The sequence below is a fragment of the Candidatus Aminicenantes bacterium genome (genome assembly GCA_011049425.1).
In the GTDB taxonomy this organism is placed as follows: Bacteria; Acidobacteriota; Aminicenantia; order UBA2199; family UBA2199; genus UBA876.
On record DSBM01000130.1, the window covers coordinates 1 to 16,799 of the forward strand.

The following is a 16,799-nucleotide window of genomic DNA, read 5'->3' on the forward strand; positions in this document are numbered from 1 at the left end:
GTCATTTTAGTCCGCCGAAGACCGCATGGGTCTGAACCGAAGTGGTGAGCGGTGACCTGTGCCCTCTGGGTATTTGTGCCCGAAAGGGTACTCTCATGCAGCCTTATCATTTTTTCAAATATGTATAACCCCAAACCCACACAAAATGGAAGAGAACCGCTTTTTTCAACTTCTTTTCCGCCCTCAACTCTCTCAACTTCTCTTTTCCTGGCCTTCCTGCCTCCTGTCACCTTCTTCTCAAGTTGTCATATTGGGGAGAATGTGCTAAAAAAGGCTATGGCCAAAACGCTGCTGTCGGTCATTGTACCCGTATTCAACGAAAGAGATAACATCCGGCTCTTGTACCGCGAGATCCTGTCCGCCACGGATCCGTTGGATATAGAATTGGAAATGATCTTTGTCGATGACGGCAGTACGGACGCATCCCTGGAGACCCTGCTCGAGCTACGCGAAAGCGATCCCCGGGTACAAGTCATCCAGTTCCGTAAGAACTTCGGCCAGAGTTCCGCCATTTCCGCGGGTTTCGATTTATGCCGCGGCGAACTTGTCATCACCATGGATGGGGACCTGCAAAACGACCCGGGCGATATTCCGCGCATTCTGGAAAAGCTTGCGGAGGGGTACGATATCGTAAACGGTTGGCGCAAAAAGCGCCGCGACAAATTCCTGACGCGTTTGCTGCCCTCTTTTATCGGCAACAAGTTGATTTCTTTCATCACCAAGGTCAAACTGCACGATTACGGCTGCACGTTGAGGGGGTTCCGCCGCGAAGTGGTCAAGAACCTGACATTGTACGGGGAAATGCACCGCTATATTCCGGCCATTGCATCGCGCATGGGGATTCGCTCCACCGAAATCCCGGTCAACCATCGAGAACGCAAGTTCGGGCAATCCAAGTACGGTCTGGGCCGAACCTTCCGCGTGATACTGGACCTGATCACCATCAAGTACCTCTTGTCCTATGCCCACCGTCCCCTGCAGATTTTCGGCGGGATCGGCCTCTTGATGCTCCTGGGCGGATTTCTGTCGGGCGCCTATCTGACGGTAATCAAATACGCGTATCTTCAGCCCATTGCCGGCCGGCCGCTGCTGTTTTTCACGATTCTCTTGATTTTCCTGGGATTTCAGGTGATCACCCTGGGATTGATCGCCGAAATGCTCACCAAGATCTATCACGAAGGTTTAAAGAAAACCACCTACTCAATCCGAGCCATCAATGGGGTCGATTATCATGAAAATCCTGATGATCGCCCCTGAACCCTTTTTTGAGCCCCGGGGCACGCCGTTTTCCGAATACTTTCGCATCCGCGCGCTAACCGATCTGGGGCACAAAGTCGATTTGGTCACCTACCCCATCGGCGCGGACAAAGAGGTTCCCGGACTCAGGATATTCCGTTCCCTGAGGCCCTTCTGGATCCGCCAGGTTAAAACCGGCCCTTCCGCCAGCAAACTGGTGCTGGACTTTTTTTTGTTTTTCTCTTCACTGAAACGGCTCCTGCTGGGGCGTTACGACGTGATTCATTCCCACGAAGAGGCCTCTCTGTTCGGCACCTTGTTCAGTGCCATCTTCCGTATTCCCCACCTCTACGACATGCACTCATCCCTGGTCCAACAGATGGACAACTTTCAATTCACCCGCTCACGTTTGGTACGGCGCCTGTTTGCGATCAATGAACGCTGGGCATTGAAACGGGCGCGGTCGGTTATCGTTATCTGCCGTTCTCTCTATGAACACGCCGCATCCATCACCACTGAAAAGAAATTAACCCTCATCGAAAACTTTATGGATGAATCTCCAAAGCAACTGGACCTGCATATGTTGAACGAAATCCGCGCGCATCTTCCCCGCCAACGACGCATCGTGACCTACACCGGTACCTTGGAACACTACCAGGGCATTCCCCTGCTGCTGGAGAGCCTGGCCTTCCTGGATCCGCGCTTTCATCTCGTACTGGTCGGCGGCAAGCCTTCCCAGATCGAGAAACTGCGCCAAATCGCCCGCAAACGCGGACTGGAAAAACGAATCCTCTTTGCCGGCCTGCGCCCGCATAAAGAAATCCCTTATTTTCTCCACCTGTCCCACGTTCTGGTATCGCCCCGTTCGCATGGAACCAACATCCCGCTCAAGATCTATGCCTACCTCAAGAGCGGAGTTCCCGTTGTGGCCACGAACCTGTACACGCATACCCAGACCCTGACCCCGGAAATCGCCGTACTGGTTGAACCGCGTGGCGATGCGCTGGCAAAAGGCATTGAACGCGCCGACAGCGAGGAAGGCCGCGCCATTGCCGCGGCGGCTGCGAGATTCTCTGAACGCCACTACTCTGCCGACCACTACCGGGAACGGGTTGCCCGGGCCCTGCTGCCAATTACGGAATCCCGCCGGGATTGAGGTTTCACCGTTCCCAAGCTATAATCTGGTCTACCCAAGCGATGATTACCACTCAAGGAGCAGGGAATGATTGAACGCTATTCAGTTAGAGAAGTACAGAAAATCTGGGACCGGCAGAACCGCTACCGGCGCTGGCTGGACGTGGAACTGGCCATTACCGAAGTCTGGCACCAGATGGGACAGGTGCCCGACAAAAGCATGGACCATATCCGCCGCACGGCCGCTTTTGACGCAGACCGGATCGATGAGATCGAGAAAGAGGTAAAGCACGACGTCATTGCGTTCCTGACCTCGGTGGAAGAGCACGTGGGCCCTGATTCCGCTTATATACACAAGGGCATCACCTCTTATGATATTGTTGACACCGCCCTCTCGCTTTTGATTCTGGAATCCCTCGAACTGGTGTTGGCGCAATCCCAACGGCTCCATCGAGCCCTGCTTGCCCGTGCCTATGAATGCAAGGACTTGATGGGAATCGGGCGTACCCACGGAATCCACGCCGAACCCATTTCCTACGGCGTTAAATTTCTGCTCTGGTATGAAGAGATGGGGCGCAATATCCAACGGCTAAAGCAAGCCCGGGAAACCATGTCCGTAGGCAAAATATCGGGTTCAGTCGGCACCTATATTCATTTCCCCCCCGAAGGAGAAGAACAGGCTTTGGCGAAACTGGGGCTCACCCCGTGTCGCGTATCCTCCCAGATCATCCAGCGCGATCGTCACGCGGAAGTGCTTTATGTACTGGCCGGACTGGGAACGGCGGTTGAAAAAATGGCCCTGGAGATCCGTCACCTGCAGCGCACCGAGGTGTTGGAAATGGAAGAGCCATTTACCCGCGGCCAGAAGGGATCATCTTCCATGCCGCATAAACGCAATCCCGTGCGCTGCGAACGCATTTCCGGACTGGCCCGCCTGCTGCGAAGCCATGTGGGCGTGGCCTTGGAAAACAACCTGTTGTGGCATGAAAGAGATATCTCCCATTCTTCCGCTGAACGGGTGATTTTCCCGGATGCCTTTCATGCCGCCTGCTTTATGCTGGATGAAATTCACGATATCATCGCCAACCTGGTCATCTATGCGGAAAATATCCGCCGCAACAAGGAGATCACCCGGGAGGTTTATTTCTCACAGTCCGTCTTGACACTGCTGGTCAACCGCGGCGTGTCCCGTCAGAAAGCCTATGAACTCGTTCAGGCCAACGCCATGAAATCGTGGACGCAAAACCTGGGGTTCCGGGATCTGATCCTGAACGATCCCGAAATTCTTGAAGTTTGCCCCCGGCGTGATCTGGAAGGGGCTTTTTCGCCCGAGCCGCTGGAAGCCGGAATTCAGGCCATCTTTGACCGCTTCAAAAATGATACTCCTTGACAACAGGCGCCCGCTCCGTTTTACTGTGAGACGGCTGTCGCTGCTTGACGCCCCGGTAGAGGCCATTGTCAACACGGTCGACTCCACCGATATCTTCGCATATCCCCTGGCCCGAGCGGTTTGCCTGCAAGAGGTCATGCTCCGCGAAATGGACGCCAAAAAAGCCGCCGGCTTGCAGGCGATTCTCTTTTCCCGGGTTCAACACAACCCGTAGTTTTCGATTCCCGGGAGTGTGATACAATGGCAAAAATGGCTGAAACTTTTCGCGTGTTCGTCTCTAAACGGCCCGGATTCGACAGCGCCGCGGAAAAACTCCTGCGGGATCTACGCCATCATCTGGACATCCTGTCATTGTCAAAACTGCGGGTGTTCAACCGCTACGAGATTCGGGGAATTGCCCGCTCAGACCTTGAAATGGCCATCCCGATCATCCTATCCGAACCGCCCCTGGATGATGTATTCCTGGATGAGATCCCGGTAACGGGGCAGGAGCGCCTCCTGGGCGTGGAATACCTGCCTGGACAATACGACCAGCGCTCCGACAGCACAGCCCAGTGTTTCCAGATCCTCATGCGCGGGGAACGACCCGAAGTGGCCACAGCCCGATTTTACCGCTTCTCAGGTACAATCAGCGACAACGAATTCCAGCGCATCCGCAAATACATGATCAACCCCGTAGATTCACGCGAAGCGCAACTGCATGTTTCCGGCCTGGACTCCACCCTGCCGCAACCAGACCGGGATGTCCCGGTGTTGAGCGAACTCCTTTGCCTGGAAGACGGGGCCGCTGGCGATTGGATCCGCGACATGGCGCTCTCCTTAAGCGTTGCGGACCTGATTTTAATCCGAGATCATTTCCGCGATATCGGTCGAGCACCGACGCTAACGGAATTGCGCATGTTGGACACCTATTGGTCGGATCATTGTCGTCATACAACCTTTCATACCATCCTGGATTCAGTGAAAATCGATCCGGGGCCTTATTCCAGAGTGTTGTTGGACGCCTACAACCGCTTTTTAAGTGATTTCGCCCTCATCAAACCCGACCGGCACCGGCACACCCTCATGGACATGGCCACATTGAGCATGCGCATCATGAAAAAGCAGGGGCGCCTGGATGACATGGAGGTGTCGGGCGAAGTCAATGCCTGCAGCATTATCCGCTCCGTGCGGGAAAACGGGACTGAGCGGGATTGGTTGATCCTGTTCAAAAACGAAACCCACAACCATCCAACCGAGATCGAACCCTTCGGCGGCGCCGCCACCTGTCTCGGCGGTGCCATCCGCGATCCGCTTTCGGGACGCGCGTACGTGTATCAGGCCATGCGGGTTACCGGGTGCGGAGACCCACGCACCCCGATTGGTGAAACCCTTCCCGGCAAACTGCCGCAACGCCGCATCACTACTGAAGCCGCGCATGGATACAGTTCATACGGCAACCAGATCGGCCTGGCCACCGGCCTGGTCCGCGAGATCTACCATCCCGGATACGTGGCCAAGCGCATGGAGGTGGGTGCCGTGATCGGCGCCGTTCCCCGGGAACACGTGCTCCGCCGGGACGCCGTTCCGGGAGACCGCATCCTGCTGGTGGGGGGGAAAACCGGCCGGGACGGAATCGGGGGAGCCACGGGATCATCCAAAACACATACCGAGCAGTCGCTAACCACCGCGGGAGCGGAAGTTCAGAAAGGCAATCCCCCTGAAGAGCGCAAGTTGCAACGCTTGTTTCGCAATCCCCGGGCCATCGGTATGATTCGCAAATGCAATGATTTCGGCGCCGGCGGAGTGGCCGTGGCCGTGGGTGAACTGGCGGCGGGAATCGACGTATTCCTCCACAGGGTACCGTTGAAGTACCAGGGCCTGAACGCGACGGAAGTCGCTTTGTCGGAGTCCCAGGAACGCATGGCGGTTGTGGTATCGGCGGCGGATACGGACGCATTTGTCAAGGCGGCGGAAAGTGAGAACCTGGAAGCCACTGAAATAGCCGTGGTAACGGAGAACAACCGTTTGCGCATGTTCTGGCATGACCGGATCATCCTGAATCTGGAACGTGATTTCCTGGATTCCCACGGGGCAAAACAGCATGCCCGGGTTCGGGTGACCCCACCGGCAATCAATGGCAAAAGCGACTTGCTGGTCCCGTTGGTGAATGCGGATAAAGGCGAGAAAACCGCCTGGCTGAAACTGATGGCGGACCTCAACATCACCAGCCAGCAGGGCCTGGTTGAGCATTTTGACGCATCCATCGGCGCCGCGTCGGTTCATTATCCCCTGGGTGGCGCGTTTCAGGATACCCCCGCTGATGCCATGGTGGCCAAAATCCCCCTGGACCACGGTCAGGCAGCCACCGCCACGGCCATGACATTTGGATTTGACCCCCACCTCTCTGTAAGAAGTCCGTTTCACGGTGCCGTCTACGCCGTGGTGGAAGCCGTTACCCGGCTGGCGGCCGTGGGGGTCGCCCTGTGCGAGATCCGCTTCTCCCTGCAGGAATACTTTGAAAAACTTGGCGATGATGAAGCGCGCTGGGGAAAGCCCTTCAGCGCATTGCTGGGGGCCCATACCGCGCTGATGCAACTTGGTGTTGCGGCCATCGGGGGCAAAGACAGCATGTCCGGATCCTTTAACGAACTTGACGTGCCTCCTACCCTGATCGCTTTTGCCGTAGGCACACTGGATGTGGAAAAAGCCGTGTCCGCTGAATTCAAGCAGGCGAACCGCCGCGTTTATCTGGTTCCGCTGGATACCGTTTCCGGGGATATGCCTGATTTTCAACGCCTGCGCTCCAGGCTGGACGCGGTTTGCCGCGCTATCCAGGCCGGAGAAGTGACGGCCGCGCGCGCGATCGGCATGGGCGGAACGGCTGAAGGCCTTGCCAAGATGGCGTTCGGAAATCGCATCGGCCTAGAGATCCGGCCGGAGATCGCGGCCGACCTGCTGTTCCGGCCCGCTTACGGCGCCATGATCCTGGAGGTTCCAGCCGACAGGGAAACAGGCTGGCTAAGAGAAGCCGGGGCGCAATGGATCGCCGACACCATCAAAGAAGAGGAAATCCGCCATAATGCCATTGTGATTCCCCTGGAGGAGTTGCTATATCCCTGGAAACAGACCCTTGAAGGGGTTTTCCCCTCACGATCATGCCCTGCCGAAAACCTGTTTAAAGAGATCCCCTTGCACGCGGCACGGACCCGAAGATCCGCCTGCGCAAAAACGGCGCATCCAAGGGCATTTGTCCCGGTTTTTCCGGGCACGAACTGCGAGTACGACACCACGGCCGCCCTGGAGCAGGCCGGCGCCCTTGCCCGCGCCCAGGTGTTTCGCAATCGTTCACCACAAGAGGTTGAGGAATCCATCACGGCCCTATGCCGGGAGATCGACCAAGCCCAGATGCTGGTCTTGCCAGGAGGCTTCAGCGCCGGTGACGAGCCGGAGGGATCCGGTAAGTTCATCGCCACCGTATTCCGCAATCCCCGGGTTCATGAAGCTGTGGAGCGCCTGCTCAATCAAAGAGACGGCTTGATACTGGGCATCTGTAACGGTTTCCAGGCCTTGATCAAACTCGGGCTTCTGCCCTACGGAAAGATTTTGGACCTGTCGGCGCAGAGTCCGACCATTACCTATAACCAGATCGGCCGACATGTGGCCCGCATGGTGCGAACCCGGATTGTATCCACGCTTTCACCCTGGTTTTCCCGCTGTCGTGCCGGTGACATCCACACGGTCCCCGTTTCTCACGGGGAGGGACGCTTTATCGCCTCCGCGAAACAGCTTCATGCCCTGACGCAGGCCGGCCAAGTGGCCACCCAATACGTGGACATGGAGGGCAAGCCGACCATGAACTATCCCCATAATCCAAACGGTTCGAGCCTTGCCGTAGAGGGGATATGCAGTCCGGACGGCCGAATCCTTGGAAAAATGGGTCACAGTGAACGCCTGGGCCCATGGACCGCGCGCAATATTCCCGGTATAACCGAACCGGCATTGTTTTCTGGGGGAGTCGCTTACTTCAGATGACGGATCACGCCTCGAAACCCCGGCCCGACCCGAACTCACTGTTTCCGCTGGCGGACCACATGCGCCCGGACCACATCAGCGAGGTATACGGCCAGGAGCACCTGACCGGACCGGGAAAAATCCTTTCCGACATGGCGGCGCGCGGACAACTCAGTTCCACCATCCTATGGGGACCTCCCGGAACCGGCAAGACCACGCTTTCCCGCATCCTGGCCAAATCCCTGAACACCCCTTCCATGGAATTTTCAGCCACGGTTTCCCGTATCGCGGAAATCCGCGCGGTGATGCAGGAAGCAAACGCCACGCGAGACCGTTGCCATCGCCCGCTGGTGGTGTTTGTAGACGAGATTCATCACTTCAACAAGCACATGCAGGACGCGTTCCTCTCTTTTGTGGAAAAGGGAGACATTGTGCTGTTGGGAACCACCACCGAAAACCCCGCTTTCAAACTCAACCGCGCCTTGATTTCGCGCATGCAGATCTTTGAATTGCGCCCCCTGGGCGACAGCCATCTAGAGACTATCCTGGATCGCGCCTTGACCGGTATCCGGGAAACCGGCATTGCCGTTGCGGACCTTTCCGCTGAGGCCGCGGCCTTGCTGATCCGCTTTGCTGCGGGAGACGCCCGCCGCCTGCTTAATGGACTGGAAATGATCCTGCGCCTGGGCCGGGATGCGGGCACGCCTATCCAGGCAGAGGAAGTGGCGCTGCTACTGCAAAAAAAAGTCAAGGGATATGATCGATCCGGAGATGACCGTTACCAGTTGATCTCTGCATTTCACAAAAGTGTGCGCAATTCAGATGTGGACGCATCCCTGTACTGGCTGCACCGCATGCTCGCGGGCGGAGAAGATCCGCTTTTTATTCTGCGGCGCATGATCCGCATCACCGCGGAAGACATCGGCCTGGCAGATCCCCAAGCCCTGCGCATCTGCCTCGATGCCCGCGAAGCCTACGACTTTATCGGCTCGCCCGAAGGTGAGATCTTTTTAACCATGGCCACGATTTACCTGGCCTCCGCACCCAAAAGCAATTCCCTGTACGCAACCGAGAAACGCATGCAACAGGTAGCGGATCGTTACGGAAACGAGCCCGTACCCCTGCACTTGATCAATCCTTCCCACTTCCTGGCCGCACGCAAAGGAGCCGGACGCGATTACCTGTACGCCCACGACTTCGCGACCCGAACCACGCCCATGCAGACCATGCCCGCGGGTGTTCCGGATAAAGGTTTTTACTCTTCGGGTGAGTTCGGCTTCGAAAAAACCATCCACGAGCGTATCCAGTTCTGGCGGGAACAAAAAATGGCAATGGAACGGGCCGCGGATAAAAAAGAACAACAAAAAGAAGATTAACCCGGGCCCTTTCTGTAAATCTGTGTTACCAGTTCCAACAACTCCCGGTAACGAATGGGTTTGGCGAGGTAGTAATCAAAGCCCGCCTGCAGAATCCGTTCACGGTCATTCTTCATGGCCATTGCCGTAACCGCGGCTACGGGAACGGGTTTGAACCCGGGGTCCTTTTTCAGATGACGGATGGGGGAGGAATCACCAAAGTCCGCCGGCTGAACATCCATCACGACTAAATCGGGAATTGCGTAAACAGCGGTTTCCAGTGCCGTGTCCACCGAGTCGGCAATCATGACTTCATGCCCCCCGGATATCAATACGGTGCGGATCAACTTGAGATTCACAGCGTCGCGATCAATGACCAGGATCCGCACTACCCGCCTCCCGCGACAAGTTGCCCCAATGCCTCGGACACGCGCTCCGGGTCCACGCCATCCGGACGCAGCAAAGCGAACAGGCCCGGACGCATGGCTTGAAGATTGCTTTCCGATTCCTGCGGCTCCAGCACCAGCACAGTGGGGATGCGCCGGGTTTCCGGCCGTTCCGCCAGAAGCTGAATCAACTCAAAACCACTGATATCCGGCTGCACCGCGGATATCAGCAAAAGGTTCGGAACATCGTTTAACGTGGCGTCTATGCCGGCAAGGCCCCCCGCGGCCACAGCCACACTCCATCCCAGAGAGGTCAGCACTTGCTTTCCCTGTTGCAGCCGTTGGCTGTCGCCATCCACCAGCAGCGCCCGTTTGCCCGCCCCGGGATCAGCGGCAAGGTTCCTTGCAGCGATTTCATCCAGAATAGGGCGCAGGGAAGCCTCGGTTAACGGAAACAGTGCAACCGCGGATGGCGCCAGTACCGCGCCCTGGCCCCCGGAAGAGGCTTCCAGGACCAGAACAACCGGAATGGTGCGGAACTTGGGTAATTCCTTGATCTGGATCAACATGCGCATCCCTTCCAGGGACGGATAATCCGCGTCCAGAAGCATCGCGTGGGCCTGGCGGCGGTTCAACCATTCCCAGGCTTGTGCGTAGTCGGCCAGGGCGGTAAACTCATGATTCCGCAAGGCCGGCCACGCTTGAATCCGATCCCGCAGACTGCTGTTTCTCGACAACAGCAACAATGAAAGCGATTCGCGGTGGGCCGGCTCACCATCCATCGCGGAGGCAGGGGGAAAATCCGCGTCCGCCTCAAGGGTCTTTCTCCAGGGCAGGTACACGGTAAAGCGACTGCCTTCTCCAACCCGGCTCTCTACGTTCACCCATCCGCCATGCAACTCGGTCAGGCGCTTCACCATGGTCAAGCCCAATCCGGTTCCCTCGTACTTGCGGCTCAGAGAACCGTCCGCCTGCTCAAAGGGAACGAAAAGGCGTTGCTGATCCTGGGTCGAGATGCCGATGCCCGTATCCTGAACCGTCAACTCCAGGAAGTGATCGCCCTGCCAGTTTGGCTTGGCATCCGGATTGCGGCTGAACATCTCTTGGGCGGCCACCCGGCCGATAGACAACGAAACCGTGCCGCCGTCGGGAGTGAACTTGACGCCATTGGACAACAAGTTGTAGACGATCTGGCGGAATTTGCGCACATCCAGAAACAACGTGTCACCATTCGGATCTGCGCCGAAATCCAGGCCAATGCCATGGGCTGCGGCTTTTTCACGAACCACGCGCAAGGCGCTTTCACACAAAGCGGATACATGGGCCGGTTCCAATTCAAGCGACATTTTTCCGGCTTCAATTTTGGACATGTCCAGAATGTCGTTGATCAACAACAAGAGATGGCGCCCACTGTTAAAAATGTCGGTCACGTATTCTTTCTGCCGGGGAGAAAGCTCTCCGTCCACGATTCCGTCTTTGAGTACTTCAGAAAAACCGATGACGGCATTCAGCGGTGTGCGCAATTCGTGGGACATGTTGGCCAGGAATTCAGATTTCGCCCGGTTTACCACCTCCAATTCCAATGTTCTTTCCTTTAAGGCGATTTCAGCCATTTTCCTTGGTGTCACGTCTTCAATGGCCAGCAAAAAAAGCGCTTGCTTTTCTACGGTTACCTGCCGTCCCCCCACCAGGAGATGGCAGTGCCCGATTTCAGCGTCGTTGAATTCCAGTTCCAATTGACGAAAATCACTGCAGCCCCCCTCTGCGGGAGATTTCAAGTGCGCACGCAATGCCGGCAGATCCCAGCGGCCGTTGTCTATTTCAAAAAAGCCCTTTTGCTCCGTCTCTGACTGGCCATACTTGAAGCGGGATAAAAAAGCGGGATTGGCGGTAAGCACACGCAGGTCCTGGGCCAACACCACCAGCGGAACGGGAACGGATGCCACAATGGCCTCAGCGAAATTGCGGGCTTCCCGGATCTTGTCCGCGGAATCCACGATATTGGCAATGGCACGCTTGGAAAAACGATTGAACAGAATCACGCTGATTGCCAGCATGAATGCCAGGATGGTGATAATGGCGACAATGGACAATTTGGGTACGTCCACCAGGGTGTCGTACATGGTCTTGATTAGCAGCAACAACAGGCCGTAGATAATCAGGGTGATCACGGCCTTGAGTTTGCGGACTTCGTTATTGAGAAAAGCGGGGAGCGGCTGGTCGCGAAGCTCTGGCGGTTTTGGTTTGGATGATTGGGACGTTTTGGGCATCAGGACCGCCTGGGGGCGGGCGGATCTTCAAGGCGCTTGAACAAAGAAGCAAAACGGTCTGCGGCGAGCTGGAAGGCCTTGAGAACCCTGGGATCGAAATGTTCGGGACGGCAGGATTCGTCTCCCTCCAGAATCTTGTGCACGGCTTGCTCATGAGACATGGCCGGCCGGTAGCTCTTGGCGCAACGCATGGAATCATAGTGATCGGCCAGGCACACGATCCGGCCCTCAATGGGGATTTTTTCCCCTTGCAGGTTATGTGGATAGCCGTTGCCGTCCCATCTCTCATGGTGGGTCAGGGCGATACTGCGGGCCTTGCGGAAACGTGGGTGGGATCCGATGATTTCCGCACCGAACAGAGGGTGTTTGCGGATGACGGCCTTTTCCGTATCGGACAGGGCACCGGCTTTGCGCAGAATCTGCGCCGGAATCCGTACCATCCCCACGTCATGCATTTGGGCCTGCAACCAGATGGCGCGAACGAACCTTCCGGGCATTCCCAGGGTTTCCGCCAGCAGGGCACTGAACGCGCCCACGCGGATGACATGATTGCCTTTATCTTCATCATTGGCTTCGGAAGCCCGAACCAGTGCCCGCACCGTGTGTTCCAGGGCATCTTCGGTTTCCAGAATCTGGTTGGACAACGATTTCAGAAACAGGCTCTGCATCACCAGGCTATTTAAAACCGAGGCGTCGTAAACCGTCACGTCCCTGCCGTAATTCAGGCTGAACACACATAATTCGGGACTCAGATAACCGATGCCATTGCGCACGGAGAGCAAGCTTTCGGATTCCAGCATACGTACGAGGTCACGCAACCGGCTCTCATCGGACTCGCCTTCGTTGAAAAACATAACCTGGGAATCTCCAGGTGCCGGCAAAGCCAGGTTTTCCTGAATCTTGATATTGAGACGGGTCTGATACAACTCGTTAAACGCCGATTCGAACTGGTACCACTCCCAGTGCTTTTTGTGTGAAGTGCCGACGATTACGATCAGCGGGTTGTCCTGGATATCTCCGGACTGGCGCAACACCTGCTTGACCACTCCGGATAAGACCTCAAAAAAGCGAAAATCCCTGGCGGAAAAATCCTTCAGGATCTCTTCACCAAAAGAGGTCAGACGGATGATATTGTGGTAACCATGATTCAGCCGATCATTCAGCGACTTCATTTTCAACAGCATGCGCACGCGGGCCAGGACCAACTCCTGGTCGAACGGCTTGGTAATAAAGTCATCGGCCCCTGCGTCAATGCCCTTGATCCGGTCCTCCTTGGACGACAACACGGTAATCATCACGATGGGAATGTGACGCGTCTGGGGATTCTCCTTGATGCGGCGGCATACGGTATAGCCGTCCATTTCCGGCATCATTACATCCAGCAGGATCAGGTCAACCGGCTTCTTTTCCACAATGAAAGATACCTCCCGCGGATTCTGCGTCATGACAACCTGGTATCCCCGCGGAGACAACACTGCATCCAATACCTTGAGGTTCACCTGCTCGTCATCCACACATAGTATGGTTTGCTTTGCTGTTTCCACCTTTCCTCCCTGCAGAGAGATGGTTCACTATCCGTTGAGGGGCGAAATCCCGCCCGAGAATTGCACCCCGGGGGTTCTGTAGTCGCGATGACCGCTTTTCTTGAAAGCGTGAATCACCACCGGGACCAGCGGAAATTGCCATATCACCGTCATGTTAACGCGCGGGAGAGGGAATTTCAAGTGGCCGAGAAGGCGGTAACGTCTTTGATCGAGCCTGCTTTTGTACTATAATGGATGGCAATAACCTGGAACCATGACGGAAACCTTCGACAACCTCTACATCGTGCTGACCGAACCCAAGAACCCGGGCAATATCGGCGCCTCTGTGCGTGCCATGAAAAACATGGGTATACCCCATCTGCGCCTGGTCAATCCGGTTCCCTTCCGTGATGAGGATGAACAGAAAAAAATGGGTTACCGCTCACAGGACATTGTGCGGAATTGCCGCGAATTTCCATCCCTGCAGGAAGCGGTCCGGGATATGTCCGCCGTGTTCATCACCACATCCAAGCAGGGAAAGTGGCGCAAGGACTTTCTGGACGTACGGGATGCGGCTGAACAGATCGCCGCTCTGATGCGCAACCAGAAAATTGCGATCGTGTTCGGCCGTGAAGACAAGGGCGTCTCGATTGACGAGTCGCAATTGGCCAACTACCTGATCTACATCCCCTCCGCGGTTCACTATCCATCCCTCAACCTCTCCCAGGCTGTCATGGTAACCGTTTACGAGATCTATCGCGCGGCGGCGCAAAACCCAGTTCGCAAGTCCTTACCGGTCATGGCCACGCAGCACGATTTCAATCGCCTGGAAGAAAACATCTGGGATCTAATGAAAACCCTGGAGGTCCGCGAAGGCGACAACGGAAAATTCCACCGCTCCCTGAAGCGCACGTTGAGCCGCACCCATTGGACCCGCGCCGATATCGCCGTTATGGACCGCGCGTGTAAACAGATCCGCTGGTACCTGTCCCATCGGGTTCGTCCATTAACCGGGAGTGTAGAATGAGTTTGCGCGTATTCAACACATTGACAAGTCAAAAAGAAAGGTTTGTCCCCATAGCCTCACCCGCCGTGGGTTTTTACACCTGCGGCCCCACGGTATACGATTTCGCTCACCTGGGAAATTTCCGCTCCTACGTGGCCGAAGACCTGATCAAGCGGTACTTGACATACCGGGGTTTCCGGGTGCGTCATGTAATGAACATCACCGATATCGACGACAAGACCATTCGCAAGGCCCAGAGTGAAAATCAACCGCTGAACGTTGTAACCGAGAGATATATCCAGGCTTTTTACCAGGACATAAAGACCCTCAACATCCTTCCCGCTGATGTCTATCCACGCGCCACGCAGCATATTCCCCACATGCAAGCCATGGTCGACGCCCTGTTGCAACACGGACATGCCTATCGCCAGGAGAATTCCGTATACTTCCGCATCTCTTCATTCCCTGAATACGGGCGCTTATCCAACCTGAACCCGGAGAGCCTGCAATCCGGCCGCGGTGAAGACAGCGATGAATATGACAAAGAAAACGCCCGCGATTTTGTGTTGTGGAAAGGGTACCGAGAGAATGAACCCTGGTGGGATTTTCATGTGGGTAAGGGGCGTCCCGGCTGGCACCTGGAATGCTCCGCCATGAGCATGGCCTACCTGGGCAACCATTTCGACATCCACATGGGCGGAGTAGACAACATTTTTCCCCACCACGAAAACGAAATCGCCCAGGCCGAATGCGCCACTGGCGAACCTTTTGTGAATTACTGGCTTCACATCCAGCACTTGATCGTGGACGGAGAAAAAATGTCTAAATCGCTGGGCAATTTCTTTACCCTGCGCGACCTGGTGACAAAGGGTCACGATCCCCTTTCCATCCGCTACCTGCTTCTCTCCACCCATTACCGCAAACTCCTTAATTTCACCTTTTCCGCCCTGGACCAGGCGGATCGAACCCGCAAGCGCCTGCAGGACTTCTTGTTTTGCCTGGACGCGAAAGAATTCCCCGCCGGAGGAACCCCCGGGTTCATGAGTGAAGTCGCGGATTGGGAGCAGCGCTTCCGCAATGAGATGGATGATGATTTCAACATTTCCGGCGCACTGGGGGTTTTCTTTGAATTCATCCACGCCGCAAACCGCCGCCTGGGAACCCTATTAAAACAGGATATCCAAACAATCAGGGAAACCGTCGGCCGCATCAATTCCGTGCTGGGAGTCATCCGCGAACCTGAAGCCGAAACGCTGCCGCCGGAACTGGAGGCCTTGGTACAGGAGCGAGAGCAGGCCCGTGCCCGAAAGGACTTTCAACAGGCTGATGCCATCCGCGACCAGCTCGAGAAAAGCGGCATTCAGCTCATGGATACCCCCGACGGGGTCAAGTGGAAAGTGATTGATCCCGCCTGATCATTCGCCTTTTCCGGCCAATAATCGCGAAATCGGTCTTTACCTCCATTTTCCCTTTTGTCGCCGGCATTGCCGTTATTGCCATTTCACCACCACCCGGTATCGTTCAGCCGACGCAGATGACTACCTGAAACTGCTCTTCCGGGAAATCGAGCTGAGTGCGCACAGGGAACTGCTGATCCGCACGGTTTACCTGGGGGGCGGTTCGCCGTCCCTGCTGTCTTCGCCTCAACTGGAAACCCTGATAAAAACCCTGAGGCGCCACTTTCATTCATTTGTTCCCGAAGAAGTCACGATTGAGGCAAACCCCGATGATTTGAGTCCGGAATGGTTGCGGGCAGCCGTACACAACGGCTTCAACCGCATCAGCATCGGGGTGCAGTCGCTGGATAGCCGCGTATTGCGCCGCCTGGGCAGGAACCACGCCGCCGACACAGGTCTGAAAAGTATATCCCGGGCTGCGGATGCCGGTTTTGTAAACATCAATGTGGATTTCATGATCGGCGTTCCCGGCCAGACGGCGACAGGCATCGCCCGACAAGTATGCGCCCTGAAGGAACTGCCGGTCACCCATCTTTCAATCTACATGCTGGAACAAACCCCCGAAGACACCCGCTCCCGGGCAAAATCCGGCCAACAAATTTACGTGGCCGCCCGGGACGCCGCCGAAGATGTCGGGTACCGTCGTTATGAAGTTTCCAGTTTCGCCCGGCCCGGTGCGGAATGCCGCCACAACCTCACCTATTGGCGAAACAGAGAATACATGGGAATCGGGCTTTCCGCCGCGGGATTCCTGGATGGCGTGGATATTTGCAATACCCGGAACATGCCCCGCTATATCCGGGGAATTCAGGCGGGCCGACCGGTACGCACCCGTCGCCGCATTTCCGTGTGGCAGCGAAGCCTGATTACCGGACTCCGTCTTGCGGAAGGCGTTCCCGTGTCAACGCTGCAATCCCGCCTGAACGACCTTCAACCCCTGCTGGAAGCAAACATCCTGCTCATTCACCAGGGCAGACTGGCCGTCGCTCCGGATCACTTCCTGATGCTGAACGAAATCCTTGGCCGCTACGTCCTGTAGCCTGCATTTC

At 56.2% G+C, this 16,799-nt stretch carries 12 protein-coding genes; 9 read left to right on the forward strand and 3 right to left on the reverse strand.

Going from position 1 to position 16,799, the window contains the following annotated elements; translation table 11 throughout:
* Positions 1-276 precede the first annotated feature (276 nt).
* The 6 genes from ENN40_08835 to ENN40_08860 all read left to right on the forward strand — a co-directional run bounded on the left by ENN40_08835 (position 277) and on the right by ENN40_08860 (position 9,129).
* Positions 277-1,257: a glycosyltransferase gene (locus ENN40_08835; protein ID HDP95447.1), complete on the forward strand. Its 981-nt coding sequence runs from the start codon at positions 277-279 to the stop codon at positions 1,255-1,257.
* A complete protein-coding gene (locus ENN40_08840) occupies positions 1,217-2,392 on the forward strand; it encodes a glycosyltransferase (GenBank protein ID HDP95448.1) in 1,176 nt (391 codons plus the stop codon). Before ENN40_08835 ends, ENN40_08840 begins: the two co-directional genes overlap by 41 nt.
* 66 nt (positions 2,393-2,458) lie before the next feature.
* Positions 2,459-3,760 carry an adenylosuccinate lyase gene (locus ENN40_08845; protein ID HDP95449.1) on the forward strand — a complete coding sequence of 434 codons (1,302 nt, stop codon included), beginning with the start codon at positions 2,459-2,461 and terminating at the stop codon, positions 3,758-3,760.
* Positions 3,761-3,785: 25 nt separating this feature from the next.
* Positions 3,786-3,974, forward strand: a complete 189-nt coding sequence (locus ENN40_08850; protein HDP95450.1) for a hypothetical protein — start codon at positions 3,786-3,788, stop codon at positions 3,972-3,974.
* A 35-nt stretch (positions 3,975-4,009) separates the two neighbouring features.
* Entirely contained in the window at positions 4,010-7,774 is a 3,765-nt protein-coding gene (locus tag ENN40_08855; GenBank protein HDP95451.1) for a phosphoribosylformylglycinamidine synthase, read from the forward strand.
* Positions 7,771-9,129, forward strand: a complete 1,359-nt coding sequence (locus tag ENN40_08860) for a replication-associated recombination protein A (protein ID HDP95452.1) — start codon at positions 7,771-7,773, stop codon at positions 9,127-9,129. The genes ENN40_08855 and ENN40_08860 overlap by 4 nt, the downstream gene beginning before the upstream one ends.
* Here the strand turns inward: ENN40_08860 and ENN40_08865 are convergent.
* The 3 genes from ENN40_08865 to ENN40_08875 are packed head-to-tail and all read right to left on the reverse strand — an operon-like array spanning position 9,126 to position 13,308.
* Positions 9,126-9,614 carry a response regulator gene (locus ENN40_08865; protein ID HDP95453.1) on the reverse strand — a complete coding sequence of 163 codons (489 nt, stop codon included), beginning with the start codon at positions 9,612-9,614 and terminating at the stop codon, positions 9,126-9,128. The genes ENN40_08860 and ENN40_08865 overlap by 4 nt on opposite strands.
* On the reverse strand, positions 9,497-11,764 hold the full coding sequence (locus ENN40_08870; protein HDP95454.1) for a hypothetical protein: 2,268 nt from the start codon (positions 11,762-11,764) through the stop codon (positions 9,497-9,499). Before ENN40_08870 ends, ENN40_08865 begins: the two co-directional genes overlap by 118 nt.
* Entirely contained in the window at positions 11,764-13,308 is a 1,545-nt protein-coding gene (locus ENN40_08875; GenBank protein HDP95455.1) for a response regulator, read from the reverse strand. Before ENN40_08875 ends, ENN40_08870 begins: the two co-directional genes overlap by 1 nt.
* A gap of 253 nt (positions 13,309-13,561) precedes the next feature.
* On the opposite strand from ENN40_08875, the gene ENN40_08880 reads away from it, so the two are divergent.
* Genes ENN40_08880 through hemW form a run of 3 tightly spaced genes read left to right on the forward strand, consistent with a single transcriptional unit; the run spans position 13,562 to position 16,789 of the window.
* Positions 13,562-14,314, forward strand: a complete 753-nt coding sequence (locus tag ENN40_08880) for a hypothetical protein (GenBank protein ID HDP95456.1) — start codon at positions 13,562-13,564, stop codon at positions 14,312-14,314.
* Positions 14,311-15,708, forward strand: a complete 1,398-nt coding sequence (locus tag ENN40_08885; protein HDP95457.1) for a cysteine--tRNA ligase — start codon at positions 14,311-14,313, stop codon at positions 15,706-15,708. The genes ENN40_08880 and ENN40_08885 overlap by 4 nt, the downstream gene beginning before the upstream one ends.
* Positions 15,695-16,789 carry a radical SAM family heme chaperone HemW gene (gene hemW / locus ENN40_08890; GenBank protein HDP95458.1) on the forward strand — a complete coding sequence of 365 codons (1,095 nt, stop codon included), beginning with the start codon at positions 15,695-15,697 and terminating at the stop codon, positions 16,787-16,789. Before ENN40_08885 ends, hemW begins: the two co-directional genes overlap by 14 nt.
* The last annotated feature ends 10 nt before the right edge of the window (positions 16,790-16,799 follow it).